Origin of the sequence: Streptomyces sp. NPDC002088 (assembly GCF_040296605.1) — a bacterium.
In the GTDB taxonomy this organism is placed as follows: domain Bacteria; phylum Actinomycetota; class Actinomycetes; order Streptomycetales; family Streptomycetaceae; genus Streptomyces.
Map to the genome: position 1 here is coordinate 39,889 of NZ_JBEOXO010000038.1, position 16,266 is coordinate 56,154.

Sequence of the window (16,266 nt, forward strand, 5' to 3'; positions counted from 1 at the left end):
GCCGCGGAAAGGCGCCGGGCCCCCGACTCACGTCGGGCGCCCGGCGCCTTGTTCATTCTTTCGGGGCAAGATGGACGAGACCGCCCCGTTACAGTGGGTCATCCGGGTTGACTGCGCCCATGGGAGGAACCATGACTGCCGAATCGCTGCCGACCTGGGCCTTTCCGCCGCCGGGCGGATTCACCGCGGACGACCTCGACCGTATCCCGGAACTCCCGCCGCACACGGAACTGATCGACGGGAGCCTGGTCTTCGTGACGCCGCAGAGCAGCTTTCACGCAGCGGTGCTGTTCGTTCTGGAACACGCCTTGTACACGCAGACCCCTGAGGGACTGCTGGTCCGCCGCGAGATGACGGTGACCCTCGGACCGCGCAACCGCCCCGAGCCCGACCTCACGGTCATTCGCGCCGAGGCCTCCGACCCGCACGACGGGCAGGAGACCGGATATACGGCGGCCGACGCCCTCCTCGTGGTCGAGGTCGTCTCGCCCGAGTCCGAGGACCGGGACCGGGACCGCAAGCCGCAGCTTTACGCGCGCGCGGGCATCCCCCACTTCTGGCGGGTCGAGCGCGCCGAGAAGCGCCGCCCCACGGTGTACGTCTACGAACTGGACAACGCCAACCACGTGTACGTACCCACGGGCATCCACCACGAGCGCCTGGAGCTGAAGGTGCCCTTCCCGATCGACATCGATCTCACCGCCGTAGACCGCTACTGACACGCGGCGCGCCGGGCGGCCCTGCCTTCAGGGGCCGCCCGGCGTTCCCGTCTCTCACGTCTCACGCGGCGAGGTCCGGCGCCGAGGCCTCCTCCTCCCGGACGTGGATCCGCCGCAGGGTCAGCGCCGAGGCCACCGCCGCCCCCGCCAGGACGACCGCCCCCGCGATCCCCGCCGCGTGCATCCCGTCGGTGAACGCGGACCGGGCCGCCTCCGCCAGGGCGTCTCCCGCGCGCCCCGGCAGTCGGCCGGCCACGGCCAGCGCCGCGCCCAGGGTCTCCTTGGCCTCGTCCGGCGTACCGGCAGGGACGCCCCGCCGGTAGACCGCCGCGCCGACGGCGCCGAGGATCGCCATCCCCAGGGCGCCGCCGAGTTCCGCGCCCGTCTCCAGCAGGGAGGACGCGGCGCCCGCTCGTTCCACCGGCGCCGCCCCGAGCGCCAGGTCGGTCATCTGGGAGACCACCACGACCAGTCCGCAGGCGAGCACGGCGGCGGCGGTCAGCACCGTCCACAGCGCGTCGGTGCCGGCCAACGTCAGCAGCCCGTATCCGGCGGCGGCGACCGCGAACCCCGCCGTCACCAGGTACGCCCGGTGCACGCCCCGCCGCACCAGCGTCGTCGCGAGCGGCGCGGCGGCGCCGATCGGCACCGAGGGCAGCAGCGCCCACAGGGCCGCTTCCAGGGCGCTCTTACCGAGGACGGCCTGGAGGTACTGGGTGGTGAAGATCGCCGACCCCATCACGCCGAACGAGGCGACCAGGTTGAGGACGACGGCGGGCGTGAAGCCCCGGCCGCGCAGCAGCGCGGGGGAGATCATCGGAGCGGCGGCGGTGCGCTGGCGCCGGACGAAGAAGGCCACGAAGACCAGACCGACGGCGACCGGGACGACGTACCGGGCGTGCCAGCCCTCCGAGGGGATCTCCTTCAGGCCGTAGACCACGGGCAGGACGGCCGCCAGGGACAGCGGCACGCTCGGCCAGTCGAAGCCGCCCGGACGCGGGTCCCGGGACTCGGGCAGCAGCGCCGGCCCGAGCACCAGCAGCAGGGCCATCGCGGGCAGGTTGACCAGGAAGACCGAGCCCCACCAGAAGAAGTGGATCAGCACGCCGCTCAGCACCGAGCCGAGGGCGATCCCGCCGGTCATCACCCCGGACCACAGGCCGATCGCCTTCGCCCGTTGTCCCGGGTCGGTGAACATCGTGCGGAGCAGGGCCATCGTGGACGGCATCAGGGTGGCGCCGCCGATGCCGAGGACGGCGCGGGCCGCGATCAGGGTGGGGGCGCTGTCGGCATACGCGGCCACCAGCGAGGCGGCGCTGAAGGCGGCGGCGCCTGCCAGCAGCAGCCTGCGACGCCCGAAGCGGTCGCCGAGCGCGCCCATCGTCATCAGCAGTCCGGCCAGTACGAAGCCGTAGACGTCGAAGATCCACAGCTGCTGGACGCCGGTCGGGTGGAGGTCCGCGCTGATCGCGGGGGCGGCGAAGTAGAGGACGGACACATCCATCGAGACCAGCAGCAGCGGGAGCATCAGCACCACGAGCGCGGTCCATTCACGGCGGCCCGCACGGACGGCGGGGGAGGACGAGCGTTGCGTCGATTGCGTCATGCACCGCAATGTACGGTCGTCTTACACGCCTGTCTAGGACGATTGTGTAAATCGTTTGTCTAGGACGCTTGTCTGAGGCCGGGTAGGCTCCCGGGCATGGGACACCGTGAGGATCTGCTCGAAGGCGCCAAGCGCTGCCTGCTGGAGAAGGGCTTCCTGCGCACCACCGCGCGCGACATCGTCAAGGAGTCAGCGACCAACCTCGGCTCCATCGGCTACCACTACGGCTCCAAGGACGCCCTGCTGGTGCAGGCGTACGTCTCCCTGATCGAGGAGATGGGGGACACCTGGGCCGCCTTCGGTCCGCCGCCGGGGGAGGGTGGCGCCGAAGGCCAGGGCCGCACGCCGGCCGGGTCGCTGGAGCGGTTCCGCGAGGTCTGGACGGCCATCATCCGGACCGTTCCCGAGGCCCGCGCGCTCTGGCTGCTCAGCTTCGAACTGGTCCTCCAGGGGGACCGGATGTCCGAGGTGCGCGCCCTGCTGTCCGAGGCGCAGGAGGAGGGCCGGTCCGGGATCATCCCCCTCTTCACCGACATCCCCGAGGCCGAGGTCGACCCCGAGACCGTGGACACCGAGGGCCGCCTCTACCAGACCCTCCTCCAGGGCCTCATGGTCCAGTGGCTCTTCGACCCCGGCACCGCCACCGACGCCGACCAGCTCACCGAGGGGCTGCGCCGGGTCATCGCGGGGGCGGAGGCGGCCGGCTGAACCCGGGCGGTGGAGCTTCCCCGTTCCGCACGTGCGGCCGCCCCGGCCAGGCTCCCGGCAGCGGGAAGTCCCACTCCTCGCCTCGGCGCCAGGCGATGTCCACGGCGAACCTCCTCACAGCCGCGCCCTCTTGAGCGCCATGTGGAGCAGCAGCCGGTCCTCCCCGTCGTCCAGGTCCAGGCCCGTCAGCTGTTCCACGCGCGACAGCCGGTAGTAGAGGGTCTGGCGGTGGATGCCCAGCAGGGCGGCCGTGCGGCCCGCCTGGCCGGCGCAGTCGAGATAGGCCTCGGCGGTGCGGGCCAGTTCCTGGTGGGCCGCAGTGAGCAGCGGGGCCACGGCAGGGTCGTGGGCCGCCTGCCGCGGGAGTGAGGTCAGCAGCCGGTACGGGCCGATCCGCGCCCACTCGGCGACCGGGCCGAACCGCGGCTCCGCCAGCGCCGCCAGCGCAGCCCCGGTCGCCTCCTGCCAGGCCGTCCTCAGCTCGGCGAGTCCCAGTCGCGGGGCGGCGATCCCGGCGGCGGAAACCGGCCTGCCACCCGCCCGCTCCAGCAACCGCCCCGCCGCCGACACCGCCGGCGTCACCGTCTCCGTCGACCGCAGCCGTACCAGCAGCGCCAGCGACTGGGCCGTTGATCCCCACGGCACCGTGCACAGCGCCGTCGCGCCCGGCAGCGTACGCACGGAGGGTGCGTCGTCGGGGTCGGCCGAGGGCCAGGGGGTCACGCACACCACCGTGTGGGGACCGTCGGCGCGGTTGCCGAGGGCGGTGCGCAGCTCGGCCACCGCCATGTCGTGCTGCCAGCCCCCCTCGGCCGTCAGCACCGCCCGCAGCTCCCGGGTGAGGTCCGCGCCGGCCGCGGCCTCGTCCGCCAGCAGCGCGCCGATCCGTCCGGTGACCGCCATCGCCGACGCCAGCTGCCGCTCGCTCGGGCCCGGATCGTCGTCCAGGAGCCAGACGTAACCGAGAACGACACCCCGATGGCGTACGGGAAGGCAGATGCGCCCCCGGTAGACCCCCGCTTCGGGAGTGGGCGGGATGCGGACCGGGCTGGTCGCCCGGGTGATGCCGAAGCCCTCGAACCAGGTCCGGACCGCTGCCGTGGAACGCCGGGTCAGGATCGAACGGGTGCGCACCGGGTCCAGTGCCGAGGGATCGAGGTCGCCCTCGCTGTCGTAGGCCCCGAAGGCGATCAGCTCGAAGTTGCGGTTCTCCAGGGTCGCCGGGGCGTCCAGCAGCTCCGAGATCTCGTCCACCAGCTCCTGGTAATCACCCTTGTATTCGGACGTCACCCGGGCATTCTCCCGCATTTCCGAGAGCCCTTCATACATCTGTCTGAGATCCCGGGCACGGATGCGTGACAGCTGTCGATGGCCGAGGATCGGAGGGATCCTTAGGTTTCACGGTGGTTCTCCGTGCCGTTCCCGAATCGTCGGGCAGCGGCCGTTCTGGTGCTTTTCTGTGGAGGTGCCCCGTGCTGGGTCCCGTGATTCTCGCCGCGTCGCGCAGCGACCGGATGCGACGCCTGATCTCGGCGGCCCCGGTGACGAAGCAGGTCGTCGACCGCTTCATCCCCGGCGAGGCCGTCGAGGACATCGTCCCGATCATCGAGGACCTGACCGCCAAGGGTCTCGAGCTGACCATGGACGTCGTCGGCGAGGACATCACCACCCCGGAGCAGGCCGCCGCCGCGCGGGACGCCTACCTGGAGCTGGTCGGCCGGCTCCAGGAGCTCGGACTCGGCGAGAAGGTCGAGATGTCGGTCAAGCTGTCGATGTTCGGCCAGGCCCTCCCGTCTCCCACCACCACCCTCAACCGAGGGCCCTCCGGGCCCGCCTCTGCATTCCAGGGCGGCCACGAGCTCGCGCTCGCCAACGTCCGCCCCGTCGTCGAGGCCGCCGCCGCCATCGGTACGACGGTCACGCTCGACGCCGAGGACCACACCACCCTCGACTCGATGTTCGCCATCCACGAGGAGCTGCGGAAGGACTTCCCGCAGACCGGCTGCGTCATCCAGGCCTACCTCTTCCGCACCGAGGCCGACGCCCGCCGCCTCGCCGAGGCCGGCAGCCGCGTACGCCTCGTCAAGGGCGCCTACAAGGAGCCCGCCGAGGTCGCGTACCAGCAGAAGCACGAGATCGACAAGGCGTACGTCCGGATCCTGAGGACCCTGATGGAGGGCGACGGGTACCCGATGATCGGGTCCCACGACCCGCGGCTGATCAGCATCGCCCAGGAGCTCGCCCGGCTGGCCGGGCGCAAGCTCGACGAGTACGAGTTCCAGATGCTGTACGGGATCAGGAGCGACGAGCACCTGCGCCTGGCCGCCGAAGGCCACCGCATGCGCGTCTACACCGCCTACGGCACTGACTGGTACGGCTACTTCATGCGCCGTCTCGCGGAGAAGCCGGCGAACCTGCGCTTCTTCGTCCGATCGATGGTCAGCAAGGGCTGAGCCCGCCCACACCGCTCGACAACACCGCTCACTAAGGAGTTACGGAACTCATGGACGCTGTGACCCAGGTCCCCACCCCCGTCAACGAGCCGGTGCACGGCTACGCCCCCGGCTCGCCCGAACGCGCCCGCCTCGAGGTCAAGCTCAAGGAGCTTGCCGAGAACCCCGCCGACCTGCCGATGACCATCGGCGGCGAGAAGCGGATGGGCGGCGGCGAGGCTTTCCAGGTCGTGCAGCCGCACAACCACAAGGCCGTCATCGGTACGTACCGCAACGCCACTCAGCAGGACGCGCAGGACGCGATCGACGCGGCCCTCGCCGCGGCGCCCGCCTGGCGCGCGATGTCCTTCGACGACCGTGCGGCGATCATCCTGCGCGCCGCCGAGCTGCTGGCCGGCCCCTGGCGCGAGACCCTCGCCGCCTCCACCATGCTCGGCCAGTCCAAGACCGCCCAGCAGGCTGAGATCGACACCCCCTGCGAGCTCGTCGACTTCTGGCGCTTCAACGTCAAGTACGCCCGTGACCTGCTCGCCGAGCAGCCCCCGGCGAACTCCCCGGGCGTCTGGAACCGCCTCGACCACCGCCCGCTCGAGGGCTTCGTCTACGCGATCACGCCGTTCAACTTCACGGCGATCGCGGGCAACCTGCCCACCGCCCCCGCGCTCATGGGCAACGTCGTCGTGTGGAAGCCGTCCCCGACCCAGACCCACGCCGCCGTGCTGCTGATGCAGCTGCTGGAGGAGGCCGGTCTGCCCAAGGGCGTCATCAACCTCGTCACCGGCGACGGCATCGAGGTCTCCAAGGTCGCCCTGGTCCACCGCGACCTCGCCGGCATCCACTTCACCGGCTCGACCAAGACCTTCCAGTACCTGTGGAAGACGGTCGGCACCAACATCGAGAAGTACCGCTCCTACCCGCGCCTGGTCGGCGAGACCGGCGGCAAGGACTTCCTCGTCGCCCACCCGAGCGCCGACCGCGCGGTCCTGAAGACGGCGCTGACCCGCGGTGCCTTCGAGTACCAGGGCCAGAAGTGCAGCGCGACCTCCCGGGCGTACATCCCGGCGTCGATCTGGAACTCCGGGTTCAAGGAGGAGTTCGCCGCCGAGGTCGACTACCTCACGATGGGTGACGTCACCGACTTCTCGAACTTCATCGGCGCGGTCATCGACGAGCGTGCCTTCGCCAAGAACAAGGCGGCGATCGACCGGGCGCAGGACGACCCGGCCTGCACGATCGTCGCGGGCGGCTCGTACGACAACTCGGTGGGCTACTTCGTCCGCCCGACCGTCATCGAGTGCACCGACCCGGAGAACGAGGTCTTCACGACCGAGTACTTCGGCCCTGTCCTCGCCGTGCACGTCTACGAGGACGACAAGTACGACGAGATGCTGACCCAGATGGAGTCCGCCTCCGACTACGCGCTGACCGGCTCGGTCATCGCGGGCGACCGCGCGGCGGCCGCGTACACGATGGAGAAGCTGCGCTACGCGGCCGGCAACTTCTACATCAACGACAAGTCGACCGGCGCCGTCGTCGGCCAGCAGCCCTTCGGCGGCGGCCGTGCCTCCGGCACCAACGACAAGGCCGGCGCCCCGCAGAACCTGATGCGCTGGACGCTGACCCGCGCCATCAAGGAGACGCTGGTCCCGCCGACCGACTACACGTACCCGCACATGGGCTGACACCCCCCCCGTGGAACGGGCCGGGCCGGGTCTTCGTCGACCCGGCCCGTTCGCGTGTCCGCACGGACGGGCGTACGGGCGTACGGGCGGATGTGCGGGCAGACTCCTTCCCATGACCTGGACGGAGAGCGAGACGGAGACGGTTGCCGTGACGGCCGACGACGGGGTGGTCCTGTGGGCGTCGCGGTCGGGCGCGGGCGAGCCGCTGGTGCTGTGCCACGGCGGCCCCGGTCTGTGGGACATGTTCGGTGACGCGGCCGGACTGCTCGCCGACCTGGCCACGGTGGTCCGCTGGGACCAGCGCGGATGCGGGCGGTCGCAGCGGTGCGCGGGGCCGTGGACGAGCGAGCGGTTCGTGGCCGACCTGGACGCGGTACGACGGCACTTCGCGCTCGACCGCATGGCGCTGCTCGGCCACTCCTGGGGCGCGCAGCTGGCGCTGAGTTACGCGCTCGCGCATCCGGAGCGGGTGAGCGCGCTGGTCTACGTGGCCGGGACGGGCATCGGGCCGGACGCCGACTGGCACGAAGCTTTCGTGGAGAATTTCCGCGCCCGGCTCGGCGACCACCCCGAGCGGCTTGCCCGCTGGCAGGAGTTGACGAACCGTCCGCGGCGGACCGAGGCGGAGGACCGGGAACGGGCCGTACTCCAGTGGTCGGTCGAGTTCGAGGACCGCGAGCGGGCGCTGGAGTACGCCGGACGGATGGCCGACCCGTGGTTCGCGATCAACGACGAGTGCAACAAGGCCCTCAACGCCGAGCGGAAGCGTGTGTGGGGCACCCCGGAGCTGTACGCCGCCTGTCGCTCCCTGGACGTGCCCGTGACGATCGTCGACGGAGCCCGGGACATCCGGCCCCGCACCGCCGTGGACTCCCTGGAACGGGCCCTGCCGAACGTACGCAGGGTGACCCTTCCGGAGGCCGGGCATATGGTCTGGACCAATGACCCGAAAGGCTTCCGAGAAGCGGTCGCGAGGGCGTTCTGAGCGGCTGAGCGTGATACTGCTGCGGTGACCCCGCGCCCCCGCATTCCCCCTCTCCGCGCCCCGCGTCTACGCATCGCCCACACCGCCGACCTCGCCCCCGCCGGACTCCGTGCTGTCCGTGATCTCCTGGACGTCGCCTTCGACGGGGACTTCAGCGACGAGGACTACGACCACTGCCTCGGCGGTGTGCACGCCCTGGTGTACGACGGGGCCGGGCTCGCGGCCCACGGGGCGGTGATCATGCGGCGGGTGCGGCACCGGGGGCGCTGGCTGCGGGTGGGGTACGTCGAGGCCGTCGCCGTACGGGCCGACGCGCGCCGGACCGGCCTGGGCGGCCGGGTCATGGGCGCCCTGGAACGGGTGGTCGACCGGGCCTACGACGTCGGCGCGGTCTCGGCGAGCGACGCCGGGGCGCGCCTGTACGCGGCGCGCGGCTGGCAGGTGTGGGCGGGCCGGATCGCCGCCCACGGCCCGGACGGCGTGGTGCGCCTGCCGGAGGATGAGGGCAGCACCTTCGTGCGTCCCGCGCTCGCCGGGTCGCTCGACCCCGCCCACGAGCTGGTCTTCGACTGGCGGGACGGCGACGTGCTGTGACGGATCACCGGGTGATGGCCGTCGGGTGACGGCCGTCAGGTAGCGGCCCGCACCAGGATCTTGCCCGTGTTGCCGCCCCGCAGCATCAACAGGAACGCCTCCACGATCCGCTCGAAGCCCTCCACCACCGTCTCGTCGAGCGCCAGGGCCCCGCTCAGCAGATGCGGTACGGCGAACTCGTACAACTCCTCCTGTACGTCGACGTAGTCGCGCACGAGGAAACCCTCGATGCGCAGACTCTTCTCCACCACGTCGGCGTGGTTGAAGAGCACCGGCGGTGCGTCCGGCGTGTTGTACTGCCCGACCGTGCCGATCCGCACCACCCGCCCGCGCTCCCGTAGCGCGCCGACCGCCGCGCCGAGATGGTCGCCGCCCACGTTGTCGACGAACACGTCGATGCCGCCGGGGGCGGCCTCGGCGAGGAGGTCGGAGACCCGGCCCTCGTGGTAGTCGAAGGCCGCGTCGTAGCCGACCTGTTCGGTCAGGTGACGGACCTTGGCCGCCGTGCCCGCGCTGCCGACCAACCGGCCGGCGCCCAGCAGCCGGGCGAACCGGCCGGTCGCGGTGCCGACGCCGCCGGCCGCGGCGGAGACGAACAGGTCGTCGCCCTCGCGCAGCCGGGCGATCCGGGTGAGGCCGACGTACGCCGTCAGGCCCGTACCGCCGAGCACGCTCAGGTACGCGGACAGCGGCACCCCGTCGTGGTGGGGGAGGCGCCTGACCTCCTCGGGGCGGACGACCGCGTGGGTGCGCCAGCCCCGGCGGTGGAAGACGATCTCGCCCTCCGGGAGGGCCGGGTCGCGCGAGGCGATGATCCGGCCGAGCGTGCGGCCCTCCAGCGGGGCGTCCAACTCGAAGTCACCGTCCATCATTTCGCGGTGGTACGGGTCGACGGACCAGTAGAGGTTCTCGACCAGGGCTGTGCCGGCGGCCGGTTCGGGGACGGGGGACTCGGCGAAGCGGAAGTGGGCGGGGGTGGGGAAGCCGGCCGGGCGGGCGGTCTGGTGCACGGTGAGCGCGGTGTCGGTCATGGGACGGGACCGTAGGGAGGAATGCGCGGGGTGGGCAGGGGGTTGCGCTCATGGAACGGGGCGATCCATGAAGCGTCCTCATAGTGGCAGGTGGGAGCCGGGCGTGGACACGGTCGATCTTGCGCCGCGGGAGTTGCGGACCCTGGTGGCGGTGGCCGGCGAGGGAGGCTTCTCGGCGGCGGCCGTCCGGCTCGGGACCACCCAGTCCGCGGTCTCGCACGCGGTGCGCGGCATCGAACGCAAACTGGGCGTCGTGCTGTTCGAGCGGGGACGGTACGGCGCCCGGCCCACCGCCGCCGGCACCCGGGCCGTGGCCCACGCCCGCCGGGTCCTGCGGATGCTGGAGGTGCTGGTCGCCGAGACGCGGGGCGTGGCGGCCGGGGAGGTCGCCGGCCCGTTGCGGATCGCCGCCTTCCGCAGTGCCGCCCTGTACCTGCTGCCGCCCGTGCTGGAGCGGCTTGCCGCGCGGCACCCAGGGATCGAGGCGGAAGTCACCGTGGTGCGTGAGGTGGGCCCCGGTACGGCGGGCGAGGTGACCGCGGGGCGGGCCGACCTGGGGATCGCCACCATCGGCACCAGCTCACCGATCCCGCCGGAACTGATCGGCGACGTACTGCTGGAGGAGCCGTACGCCCTGGTGCACCCGGCCGGTCACCCGGACCCGCGCGCCCTGCCCCTGGTCGACTGGACCGAGAACTGCTCCTCCTACACGCGCCAGTGGTGGGCGGCGCAGGACTGGATCCCCGCGGCGACCGTGCGCGCCGAGGACGACGGAGCGGTGCTCTCGATGGTGAGCAGTGGTCTCGGCATGGCCATCATGCCCGCGCTCTCCCTCACCGGAGCGCCGCTCTCGGTCGGGATCACCGACCTCGGAACGGAGCGCCCCACCCGCCAGGTGGGCTACGTCACCACCCCCGAACTCGCCGCCACGGCAGCCGTGCGCGCCCTGATCAGGGAGCTGCGGGCCCGTCGTCCCGCAGCCGCCGTCTCAGATAGTAGGAAGTCCGAGTAATTGTAGAGACAGGAGCGCGCTCCTCGCTTAGCTTTGTAGGAGCCGAACGTCTCGCTCGATCAAGCGAATGGCGGTCGTGAGCCGGGCCCCGTGCAGGCAACCCCTGCGGCTCCGCTCCCCGCCCCTTCCGGCGTCTCGTAACCCGTTCCGCACTCCCGGTTTCGAAGGAGTCGATTTCCCATGGCCGAGACGACCGTCCGCCGCCGAGTCCGTCACGTCTCCCGCATGAGCGAGTCCGACCGCAAGAACGCCGCAGCCGCTCTCCAGCGTGCCCTCGACCGCCGGGACAACGGCGGCGAGACCGGCCACTGAGCCGAACCTCTGTACCGAACGCCCTGTATCGACCCCTGCACCGAACCCCTAGTACCGGGAGCCGCACCCGCCGGGGTGCGGTGCGGGGCCCTACGCCCCGCGCCGCACCTCGAAATGGTCGACAAGCTGTCCGTATGGCGGACGTCGTGTGTCATTCCATGGGACGAGGAGTAGGGTGCCGGACATGTCTCGCAGCATCAATCTCGCAGTGATTCCCGGTGACGGCATCGGCCAGGAGGTCGTGGCCGAGGGTCTCAAGGTCCTCTCCGCAGTCCTTCCGCAGGATGTGAAGCTGGAGACCGAGGAGTACGACTTCGGCGCCAGGCGCTACCACGCCACCGGTGAGACCCTCACCGACGCCGACATCGACGCCCTCAAGAAGCACGACGCCATCCTGCTCGGCGCGATCGGCGACCCGTCGGTGCCGTCCGGCGTCCTGGAGCGCGGCTTCCTGCTCAAGCTCCGCTTCGCCTTCGACCACCACGTCAACCTGCGTCCGTCCAAGCTGCTCCCGGGCGTGGCCACCCCGCTCGCCGGCCAGCCGCAGATCGACTTCGTCGTGGTCCGCGAGGGCACCGAGGGCCCGTACACCGGCAACGGCGGCACCATCCGCAAGGGCACCGAGCACGAGGTCGCCACCGAGGTCTCCGTGAACACGGCCTTCGGTGTGGAGCGCGTGGTCCGCGACGCCTTCGCCCGTGCCCAGGCCCGCCCGCGCAAGAAGCTCGCGCTGATCCACAAGAACAACGTGCTGACCTTCGCGGGTCACCTGTGGACCAATGTCTTCAACAAGGTGGCCGCGGAGTTCCCCGAGGTCACCACCGAGTACATGCACGTGGACGCGGCGACCATCTACCTGGTCACGCAGCCCGAGCGGTTCGACGTCATCGTCACCGACAACCTCTTCGGCGACATCATCACCGACCTCGCCGCGGCGGTCTCCGGCGGTATCGGCGTCGCCGCGAGCGGGAACATCAACCCGTCCGGCGACTTCCCGTCCATGTTCGAGCCGGTCCACGGCTCGGCCCCGGACATCGCAGGCCAGGGCAAGGCCGACCCCACCGCCACGGTCCTGTCCGTCGCCCTCCTCCTGCGCCACCTCGGCTACGAGGCCGAGGCGACCCGGATCGAGGACGCGGTCTCCGCCGACCTCGCGGAGCGCGGCGCGCTGCCCGCCCGCAGCACCACCGAGATCGGTGACGCCCTCTCCGTACGAGTAGCCGGCTGACCCGCCGCGCACCTCGAACCCTTTCGAAGCCGCCGGGTCGCATCCGCACCCGGCGGCTTTTCGTATGCCTCGCCGGGTGCCACCATCAACCACTGGGCCGCATTCACCCCGTTTTCTTCCGCCGCATGCCCCGCGCGATAATCGAACGCGGAGCCGCGGTATGAGGGAATGCTCGGACGTCCTAACACTGGCCACTGGCCGTGCGGGCGTGAGCGCGGCCCGTCACTACAACCGGTGAAGGACACCTACTCATGACGACGCCCACGATCGAGCTGAAGCCCTCCGCCAACCCGCTCTCCGCCAGGGAGCGCGACGCGATCCTGGCGGCCCCCGGGTTCGGCCGCCACTTCACCGACCACATGGTGACGATCAAGTGGACCGAGGGCCGGGGCTGGCACGACGGCCAGCTCGTTCCGTACGCGGCGATCCCGCTCGACCCGGCCACCAACGTCCTGCACTACGCCCAGGAGATCTTCGAGGGCCTGAAGGCCTACCGTCGTCCCGACGGCTCCGTCGCCACCTTCCGCCCGGACCAGAACGCCAAGCGCTTCCAGCGCTCCGCCCGCCGCCTCGCGATGCCCGAGCTGCCGGTCGAGACCTTCATCGAGGCGTGCGACCTCCTGGTCCAGCAGGACAAGGACTGGGTGCCCGCGCACGGCGGCGAGGAGTCCCTCTACCTGCGCCCCTTCATGATCGCTACCGAGGTCGGCCTGGGCGTGAAGCCCGCCAACGAATACCTCTTCCTGGTCATCGCCTCCCCGGCCGGCGCCTACTTCCCGGGCGGCGTCAAGCCCGTCTCCATCTGGGTCTCCGAGGACACCGTCCGCGCCGTGCCGGGCGGCATGGGCGACGCCAAGACCGGCGGCAACTACGCCGCGTCCCTGCTCGCCCAGGCCCAGGCCGCGGCCGAGGGCTGCGCCCAGGTCTGCTACCTCGACGCGGTCGAGCGCAAGTGGATCGAGGAACTCGGCGGCATGAACCTGTACTTCGTCTATGGGAACAAGATCGTCACCCCGACCCTCACCGGCTCCATCCTGGAGGGCGTCACCCGCGACAGCCTCCTGACCGTCGCCCGTGACCTCGGCTACGAGGCCGAGGAGGGCCGCGTCTCCGTCGACCAGTGGCAGTGCGACTCCGAGAACGGCACCCTCACCGAGGTCTTTGCCTGCGGCACGGCCGCCGTCATCACCCCGGTCGGCCTGGTCAAGCGGAGCACGGGTGCCGAGTGGCAGCAGTCGGGTGGCGAGCCCGGCGAGGTCACTCTGAAGCTGCGCCAGGCCCTGCTGGACATCCAGCGCGGCACGGCCGAGGACAAGCACGGCTGGATGCACGAGCTGGGCTGAGCCTCGCCGCTCATCACGTTCAGGGCCGCCCCGGACTCCGTGTCCGCGGCGGCCCTGTCGCGTACCGCCCCGGCCGTCCACACCCGGTCGGTGTCCTTCGACGTGATTTGAGTGACATTCAATGTGGCGTGCTCACGCATCGGTCGGAAGTACCTCGGTTGCGCGAAACCACACTTTAGAGTGATGCTCTAAAGAGACGAAGACAAGGAGGTGCCGCGTCGTGAGGCTGACCCCCACCGAACGTGACCGGCTGCTGCTGTTCGGAGCCGCCGAACTGGCCCGCGCCCGCCGGGCCCGCGGCCTGAGGCTGAACGTGCCGGAGGCGACCGCGCTCATCGCGGACACCGTCTGCGAGGCCGCCCGGGACGGGAAACGGCTCGCGGAGGCCATCGCCGCCGCCCGGTCCGTGCTCGGCCCGCACGACGTGCTGCCGGGCGTCGCCGACGTCGTCACCGAGGTGCACGTCGAGGCTGTCTTCGACGACGGCGCGCGCCTCGCGATCGTCGGCGATCCCATCGGGGGCGGCGGGCTGGGCGACCGGGCCCCGGGCGCGCTGCTGCCGGGGCCCGAGCACGCCGAGCCCGAGGCGGCCGTACGACTGACGGTGACCAACACGGCGACCGTCCCGGTCTCCGTCACCTCCCACTTCCACTTCTTCGAGGCCAACCCGCGCCTGGACTTCGCACGCGAACGGGCCTACGGGATGCGGCTGGCCGTCCCGGCCGGATCCTCGGTGCGCTTCGGGCCGGGGGAGAGCGCCGAGGTCGGGCTCGTGCCGATCGGGGGCGACCGGATCGCGATCGGCTTCGCCGGTCTGGTCGACGGGGCGCTGGACGCGCCGGGGGCGCGGGAAGAGGCCCTGCGCAGGGCCGCCGCCTGCGGATATCTGGGAGCAGAGGCATGAATCCGTACGAGTACGCCGCCACCCACGGCCCGCGCGCCGGCGACCGCGTCCGCCTCGGCGACTCCGGGCTGACCATACGCGTCGAATCCGACGCCCAGAAGTACGGCGACGAGTTCCTCGCCGGCTTCGGCAAGACCGCCCGCGACGGCCTCCACCTCAAGGCGGCCGCCGTGCGCGACACGTGTGACGTCGTGATCAGCAATGTCGTCGTGATCGACGCCGTGCAGGGGATCCGGAAGGTCTCCATCGGCATCCGGGAGGGCCGGATCTGCGCGATCGGACGGGCCGGGAACCCCGACACCCTCGACGGGGTCGACGTCGTGGTCGGCACGGGTACGTCGATCGTGTCCGGCGAGGGGCTCATCGCCACCGCCGGGGCCGTCGACACGCATGTCCACCTGCTGTCCCCGCGCATCATGGAGGCCTCGCTCGCCTCCGGCGTGACCACGATCATCGGGCAGGAGTTCGGGCCGGTGTGGGGCGTCGGTGTCAACTCGCCGTGGGCGCTGCGGCACGCGTTCAACGCGTTCGACGCCTGGCCGGTCAACATCGGCTTCCTGGGCCGGGGCTCCTCCTCCGACGCGGCCCCGCTGGTCGAGGCCCTCGCCGAGGGCGGCGCGTCCGGCTTCAAGGTGCACGAGGACATGGGCGCCCACACCCGGGCGCTGGACACGGCGCTGCGTGTCGCCGAGGAGCACGACGTCCAGGTCGCCCTGCACAGCGACGGGCTGAACGAGTGCCTGTCGGTCGAGGACACCCTCCGGGTCCTGGAGGGCCGCACCATCCACGCCTTCCACATCGAGGGCTGCGGCGGCGGTCATGTGCCGAACGTGCTGAAGATGGCGGGAGTCGCCAACGTCATCGGCTCCTCCACCAACCCCACCCTCCCCTTCGGCCGGGACGCGGTCGCCGAGCACTACGGCATGATCGTCTCCGTCCACGACCTCAAGACCGACCTGCCCGGCGACGCCGCCATGGCCCGCGACCGCATCCGCGCCGGGACCATGGGCGCCGAGGACGTGCTGCACGACCTGGGCGCGATAGGCATCACCTCGTCGGACGCGCAGGGAATGGGGCGAGCGGGCGAGACCGTGCGCCGTACGTTCGCGATGGCCGGGAAGATGAAGGCCGAGTTCGGCGCCCCCGAGGACCACGACAACGAACGAGTCCTGCGCTATATCGCCAAGCTGACCATCAACCCCGCCATCGCGCACGGCCTCGCGGACGAGGTCGGCTCGATCGAGACCGGCAAGCTCGCCGACATCGTGCTGTGGCGGCCGGAGTACTTCGGCGCCAAACCGCAGCTCGTCCTCAAGGCGGGCTTCCCGGCGTACGGCGTGGTCGGCGACCCCAACGCGGCCACCGACACCTGCGAACCCCTGGTGCTGGGCCCGCAGTTCGGCGCGCACGGCACGACACCCGCCGACATCTCGGTCGCCTTCGTCGCCCGGGCCGCCCTCGACCAGGGCAACGACAGGATGCCGACCCGCCGACGCAGGGTCGCCGTACGGGGCACTCGCGGTATCGGTCCGGCCGACCTGCGCCGCAACTCCCGTACCGGAGCGGTCGATGTCGACCAGCGCACCGGCCTGGTCACCCTGGACGGAGAGCCGCTGCGCTCCGAGCCCGCCGAGTCCGTCTCCCTCAACCGCCTCTACTTTCTGTAACTGTGACACATCCGAGAGAAGT

At 71.3% G+C, this 16,266-nt stretch carries 15 protein-coding genes; 12 read left to right on the forward strand and 3 right to left on the reverse strand.

Annotated features, from left to right (window positions below):
• The first annotated feature begins 131 nt into the window (after window positions 1-131).
• The gene (locus ABT114_RS44850; protein ID WP_351151509.1) at window positions 132-719 is read left to right on the forward strand and encodes a Uma2 family endonuclease; all 588 of its coding nucleotides are present in this window, start codon (window positions 132-134) and stop codon (window positions 717-719) included.
• A gap of 61 nt (window positions 720-780) precedes the next feature.
• On the opposite strand, the gene ABT114_RS44855 is transcribed toward ABT114_RS44850, so the two are convergent.
• Window positions 781-2,325 (reverse strand): MFS transporter, encoded by a 1,545-nt coding sequence (locus ABT114_RS44855; protein WP_351151512.1) that lies wholly within the window; start codon window positions 2,323-2,325, stop codon window positions 781-783.
• Between the two features lie 96 nt (window positions 2,326-2,421).
• Here ABT114_RS44855 and ABT114_RS44860 point away from each other — a divergent pair, with 96 nt between their 5' ends.
• Window positions 2,422-3,033, forward strand: coding sequence for a TetR/AcrR family transcriptional regulator (locus ABT114_RS44860; RefSeq protein ID WP_351151515.1), 612 nt, complete (start codon window positions 2,422-2,424; stop codon window positions 3,031-3,033).
• Between the two features lie 114 nt (window positions 3,034-3,147).
• Here ABT114_RS44860 and ABT114_RS44865 read toward each other — a convergent pair whose 3' ends face one another.
• Window positions 3,148-4,341, reverse strand: coding sequence for a PucR family transcriptional regulator (locus ABT114_RS44865; protein ID WP_351151518.1), 1,194 nt, complete (start codon window positions 4,339-4,341; stop codon window positions 3,148-3,150).
• Between the two features lie 164 nt (window positions 4,342-4,505).
• On the opposite strand from ABT114_RS44865, the gene ABT114_RS44870 reads away from it, so the two are divergent.
• The 4 genes from ABT114_RS44870 (at window position 4,506) to ABT114_RS44885 (ending at window position 8,747) form a co-directional block, all read left to right on the forward strand.
• Window positions 4,506-5,486, forward strand: a complete 981-nt coding sequence (locus tag ABT114_RS44870) for a proline dehydrogenase family protein (RefSeq protein WP_351151520.1) — start codon at window positions 4,506-4,508, stop codon at window positions 5,484-5,486.
• Between the two features lie 50 nt (window positions 5,487-5,536).
• Window positions 5,537-7,168, forward strand: coding sequence for an L-glutamate gamma-semialdehyde dehydrogenase (pruA, locus tag ABT114_RS44875; RefSeq protein ID WP_351151523.1), 1,632 nt, complete (start codon window positions 5,537-5,539; stop codon window positions 7,166-7,168).
• Between the two features lie 112 nt (window positions 7,169-7,280).
• On the forward strand, window positions 7,281-8,153 hold the full coding sequence (locus ABT114_RS44880) for an alpha/beta fold hydrolase (RefSeq protein ID WP_351151526.1): 873 nt from the start codon (window positions 7,281-7,283) through the stop codon (window positions 8,151-8,153).
• A gap of 24 nt (window positions 8,154-8,177) precedes the next feature.
• The gene (locus ABT114_RS44885) at window positions 8,178-8,747 is read left to right on the forward strand and encodes a GNAT family N-acetyltransferase (protein WP_351151529.1); all 570 of its coding nucleotides are present in this window, start codon (window positions 8,178-8,180) and stop codon (window positions 8,745-8,747) included.
• A gap of 35 nt (window positions 8,748-8,782) precedes the next feature.
• Here ABT114_RS44885 and ABT114_RS44890 read toward each other — a convergent pair whose 3' ends face one another.
• Window positions 8,783-9,778: an NADP-dependent oxidoreductase gene (locus tag ABT114_RS44890; RefSeq protein WP_351151531.1), complete on the reverse strand. Its 996-nt coding sequence runs from the start codon at window positions 9,776-9,778 to the stop codon at window positions 8,783-8,785.
• Window positions 9,779-9,881: 103 nt separating this feature from the next.
• On the opposite strand from ABT114_RS44890, the gene ABT114_RS44895 reads away from it, so the two are divergent.
• The 6 genes from ABT114_RS44895 (at window position 9,882) to ABT114_RS44920 (ending at window position 16,244) form a co-directional block, all read left to right on the forward strand.
• Window positions 9,882-10,790 carry a LysR family transcriptional regulator gene (locus tag ABT114_RS44895; RefSeq protein ID WP_351151534.1) on the forward strand — a complete coding sequence of 303 codons (909 nt, stop codon included), beginning with the start codon at window positions 9,882-9,884 and terminating at the stop codon, window positions 10,788-10,790.
• Between the two features lie 180 nt (window positions 10,791-10,970).
• Window positions 10,971-11,102, forward strand: coding sequence for a hypothetical protein (locus tag ABT114_RS44900; RefSeq protein ID WP_327318063.1), 132 nt, complete (start codon window positions 10,971-10,973; stop codon window positions 11,100-11,102).
• Between the two features lie 184 nt (window positions 11,103-11,286).
• Window positions 11,287-12,330, forward strand: coding sequence for a 3-isopropylmalate dehydrogenase (locus tag ABT114_RS44905; RefSeq protein WP_351151538.1), 1,044 nt, complete (start codon window positions 11,287-11,289; stop codon window positions 12,328-12,330).
• A gap of 251 nt (window positions 12,331-12,581) precedes the next feature.
• Window positions 12,582-13,673: a branched-chain amino acid aminotransferase gene (locus ABT114_RS44910; RefSeq protein ID WP_351151541.1), complete on the forward strand. Its 1,092-nt coding sequence runs from the start codon at window positions 12,582-12,584 to the stop codon at window positions 13,671-13,673.
• 220 nt (window positions 13,674-13,893) lie between these two features.
• On the forward strand, window positions 13,894-14,577 hold the full coding sequence (gene ureA / locus ABT114_RS44915; RefSeq protein ID WP_351151544.1) for an urease subunit gamma: 684 nt from the start codon (window positions 13,894-13,896) through the stop codon (window positions 14,575-14,577).
• The gene (locus tag ABT114_RS44920; protein ID WP_351151546.1) at window positions 14,574-16,244 is read left to right on the forward strand and encodes an urease subunit alpha; all 1,671 of its coding nucleotides are present in this window, start codon (window positions 14,574-14,576) and stop codon (window positions 16,242-16,244) included. Before ureA ends, ABT114_RS44920 begins: the two co-directional genes overlap by 4 nt.
• Window positions 16,245-16,266 lie beyond the last annotated feature (22 nt).

Bases quoted from the DNA above. Each gene is read 5' to 3' on its own strand.
- pruA (WP_351151523.1), top strand. From the start codon at position 5,537: ATGGACGCTGTGACCCAGGTCCCCACCCCCGTCAACGAGCCGGTGCAC.
- ABT114_RS44900 (WP_327318063.1), top strand. From the start codon at position 10,971: ATGGCCGAGACGACCGTCCGCCGCCGAGTCCGTCACGTCTCCCGCATG.
- ABT114_RS44910 (WP_351151541.1), top strand. From the start codon at position 12,582: ATGACGACGCCCACGATCGAGCTGAAGCCCTCCGCCAACCCGCTCTCC.
- ABT114_RS44890 (WP_351151531.1), bottom strand. From the start codon at position 9,778: ATGACCGACACCGCGCTCACCGTGCACCAGACCGCCCGCCCGGCCGGC.
- ABT114_RS44865 (WP_351151518.1), bottom strand. From the start codon at position 4,341: ATGCGGGAGAATGCCCGGGTGACGTCCGAATACAAGGGTGATTACCAG.
- ABT114_RS44850 (WP_351151509.1), top strand. From the start codon at position 132: ATGACTGCCGAATCGCTGCCGACCTGGGCCTTTCCGCCGCCGGGCGGA.
- ABT114_RS44905 (WP_351151538.1), top strand. From the start codon at position 11,287: ATGTCTCGCAGCATCAATCTCGCAGTGATTCCCGGTGACGGCATCGGC.
- ABT114_RS44860 (WP_351151515.1), top strand. From the start codon at position 2,422: ATGGGACACCGTGAGGATCTGCTCGAAGGCGCCAAGCGCTGCCTGCTG.
- ABT114_RS44855 (WP_351151512.1), bottom strand. From the start codon at position 2,325: ATGACGCAATCGACGCAACGCTCGTCCTCCCCCGCCGTCCGTGCGGGC.
- ABT114_RS44880 (WP_351151526.1), top strand. From the start codon at position 7,281: ATGACCTGGACGGAGAGCGAGACGGAGACGGTTGCCGTGACGGCCGAC.
- ABT114_RS44920 (WP_351151546.1), top strand. From the start codon at position 14,574: ATGAATCCGTACGAGTACGCCGCCACCCACGGCCCGCGCGCCGGCGAC.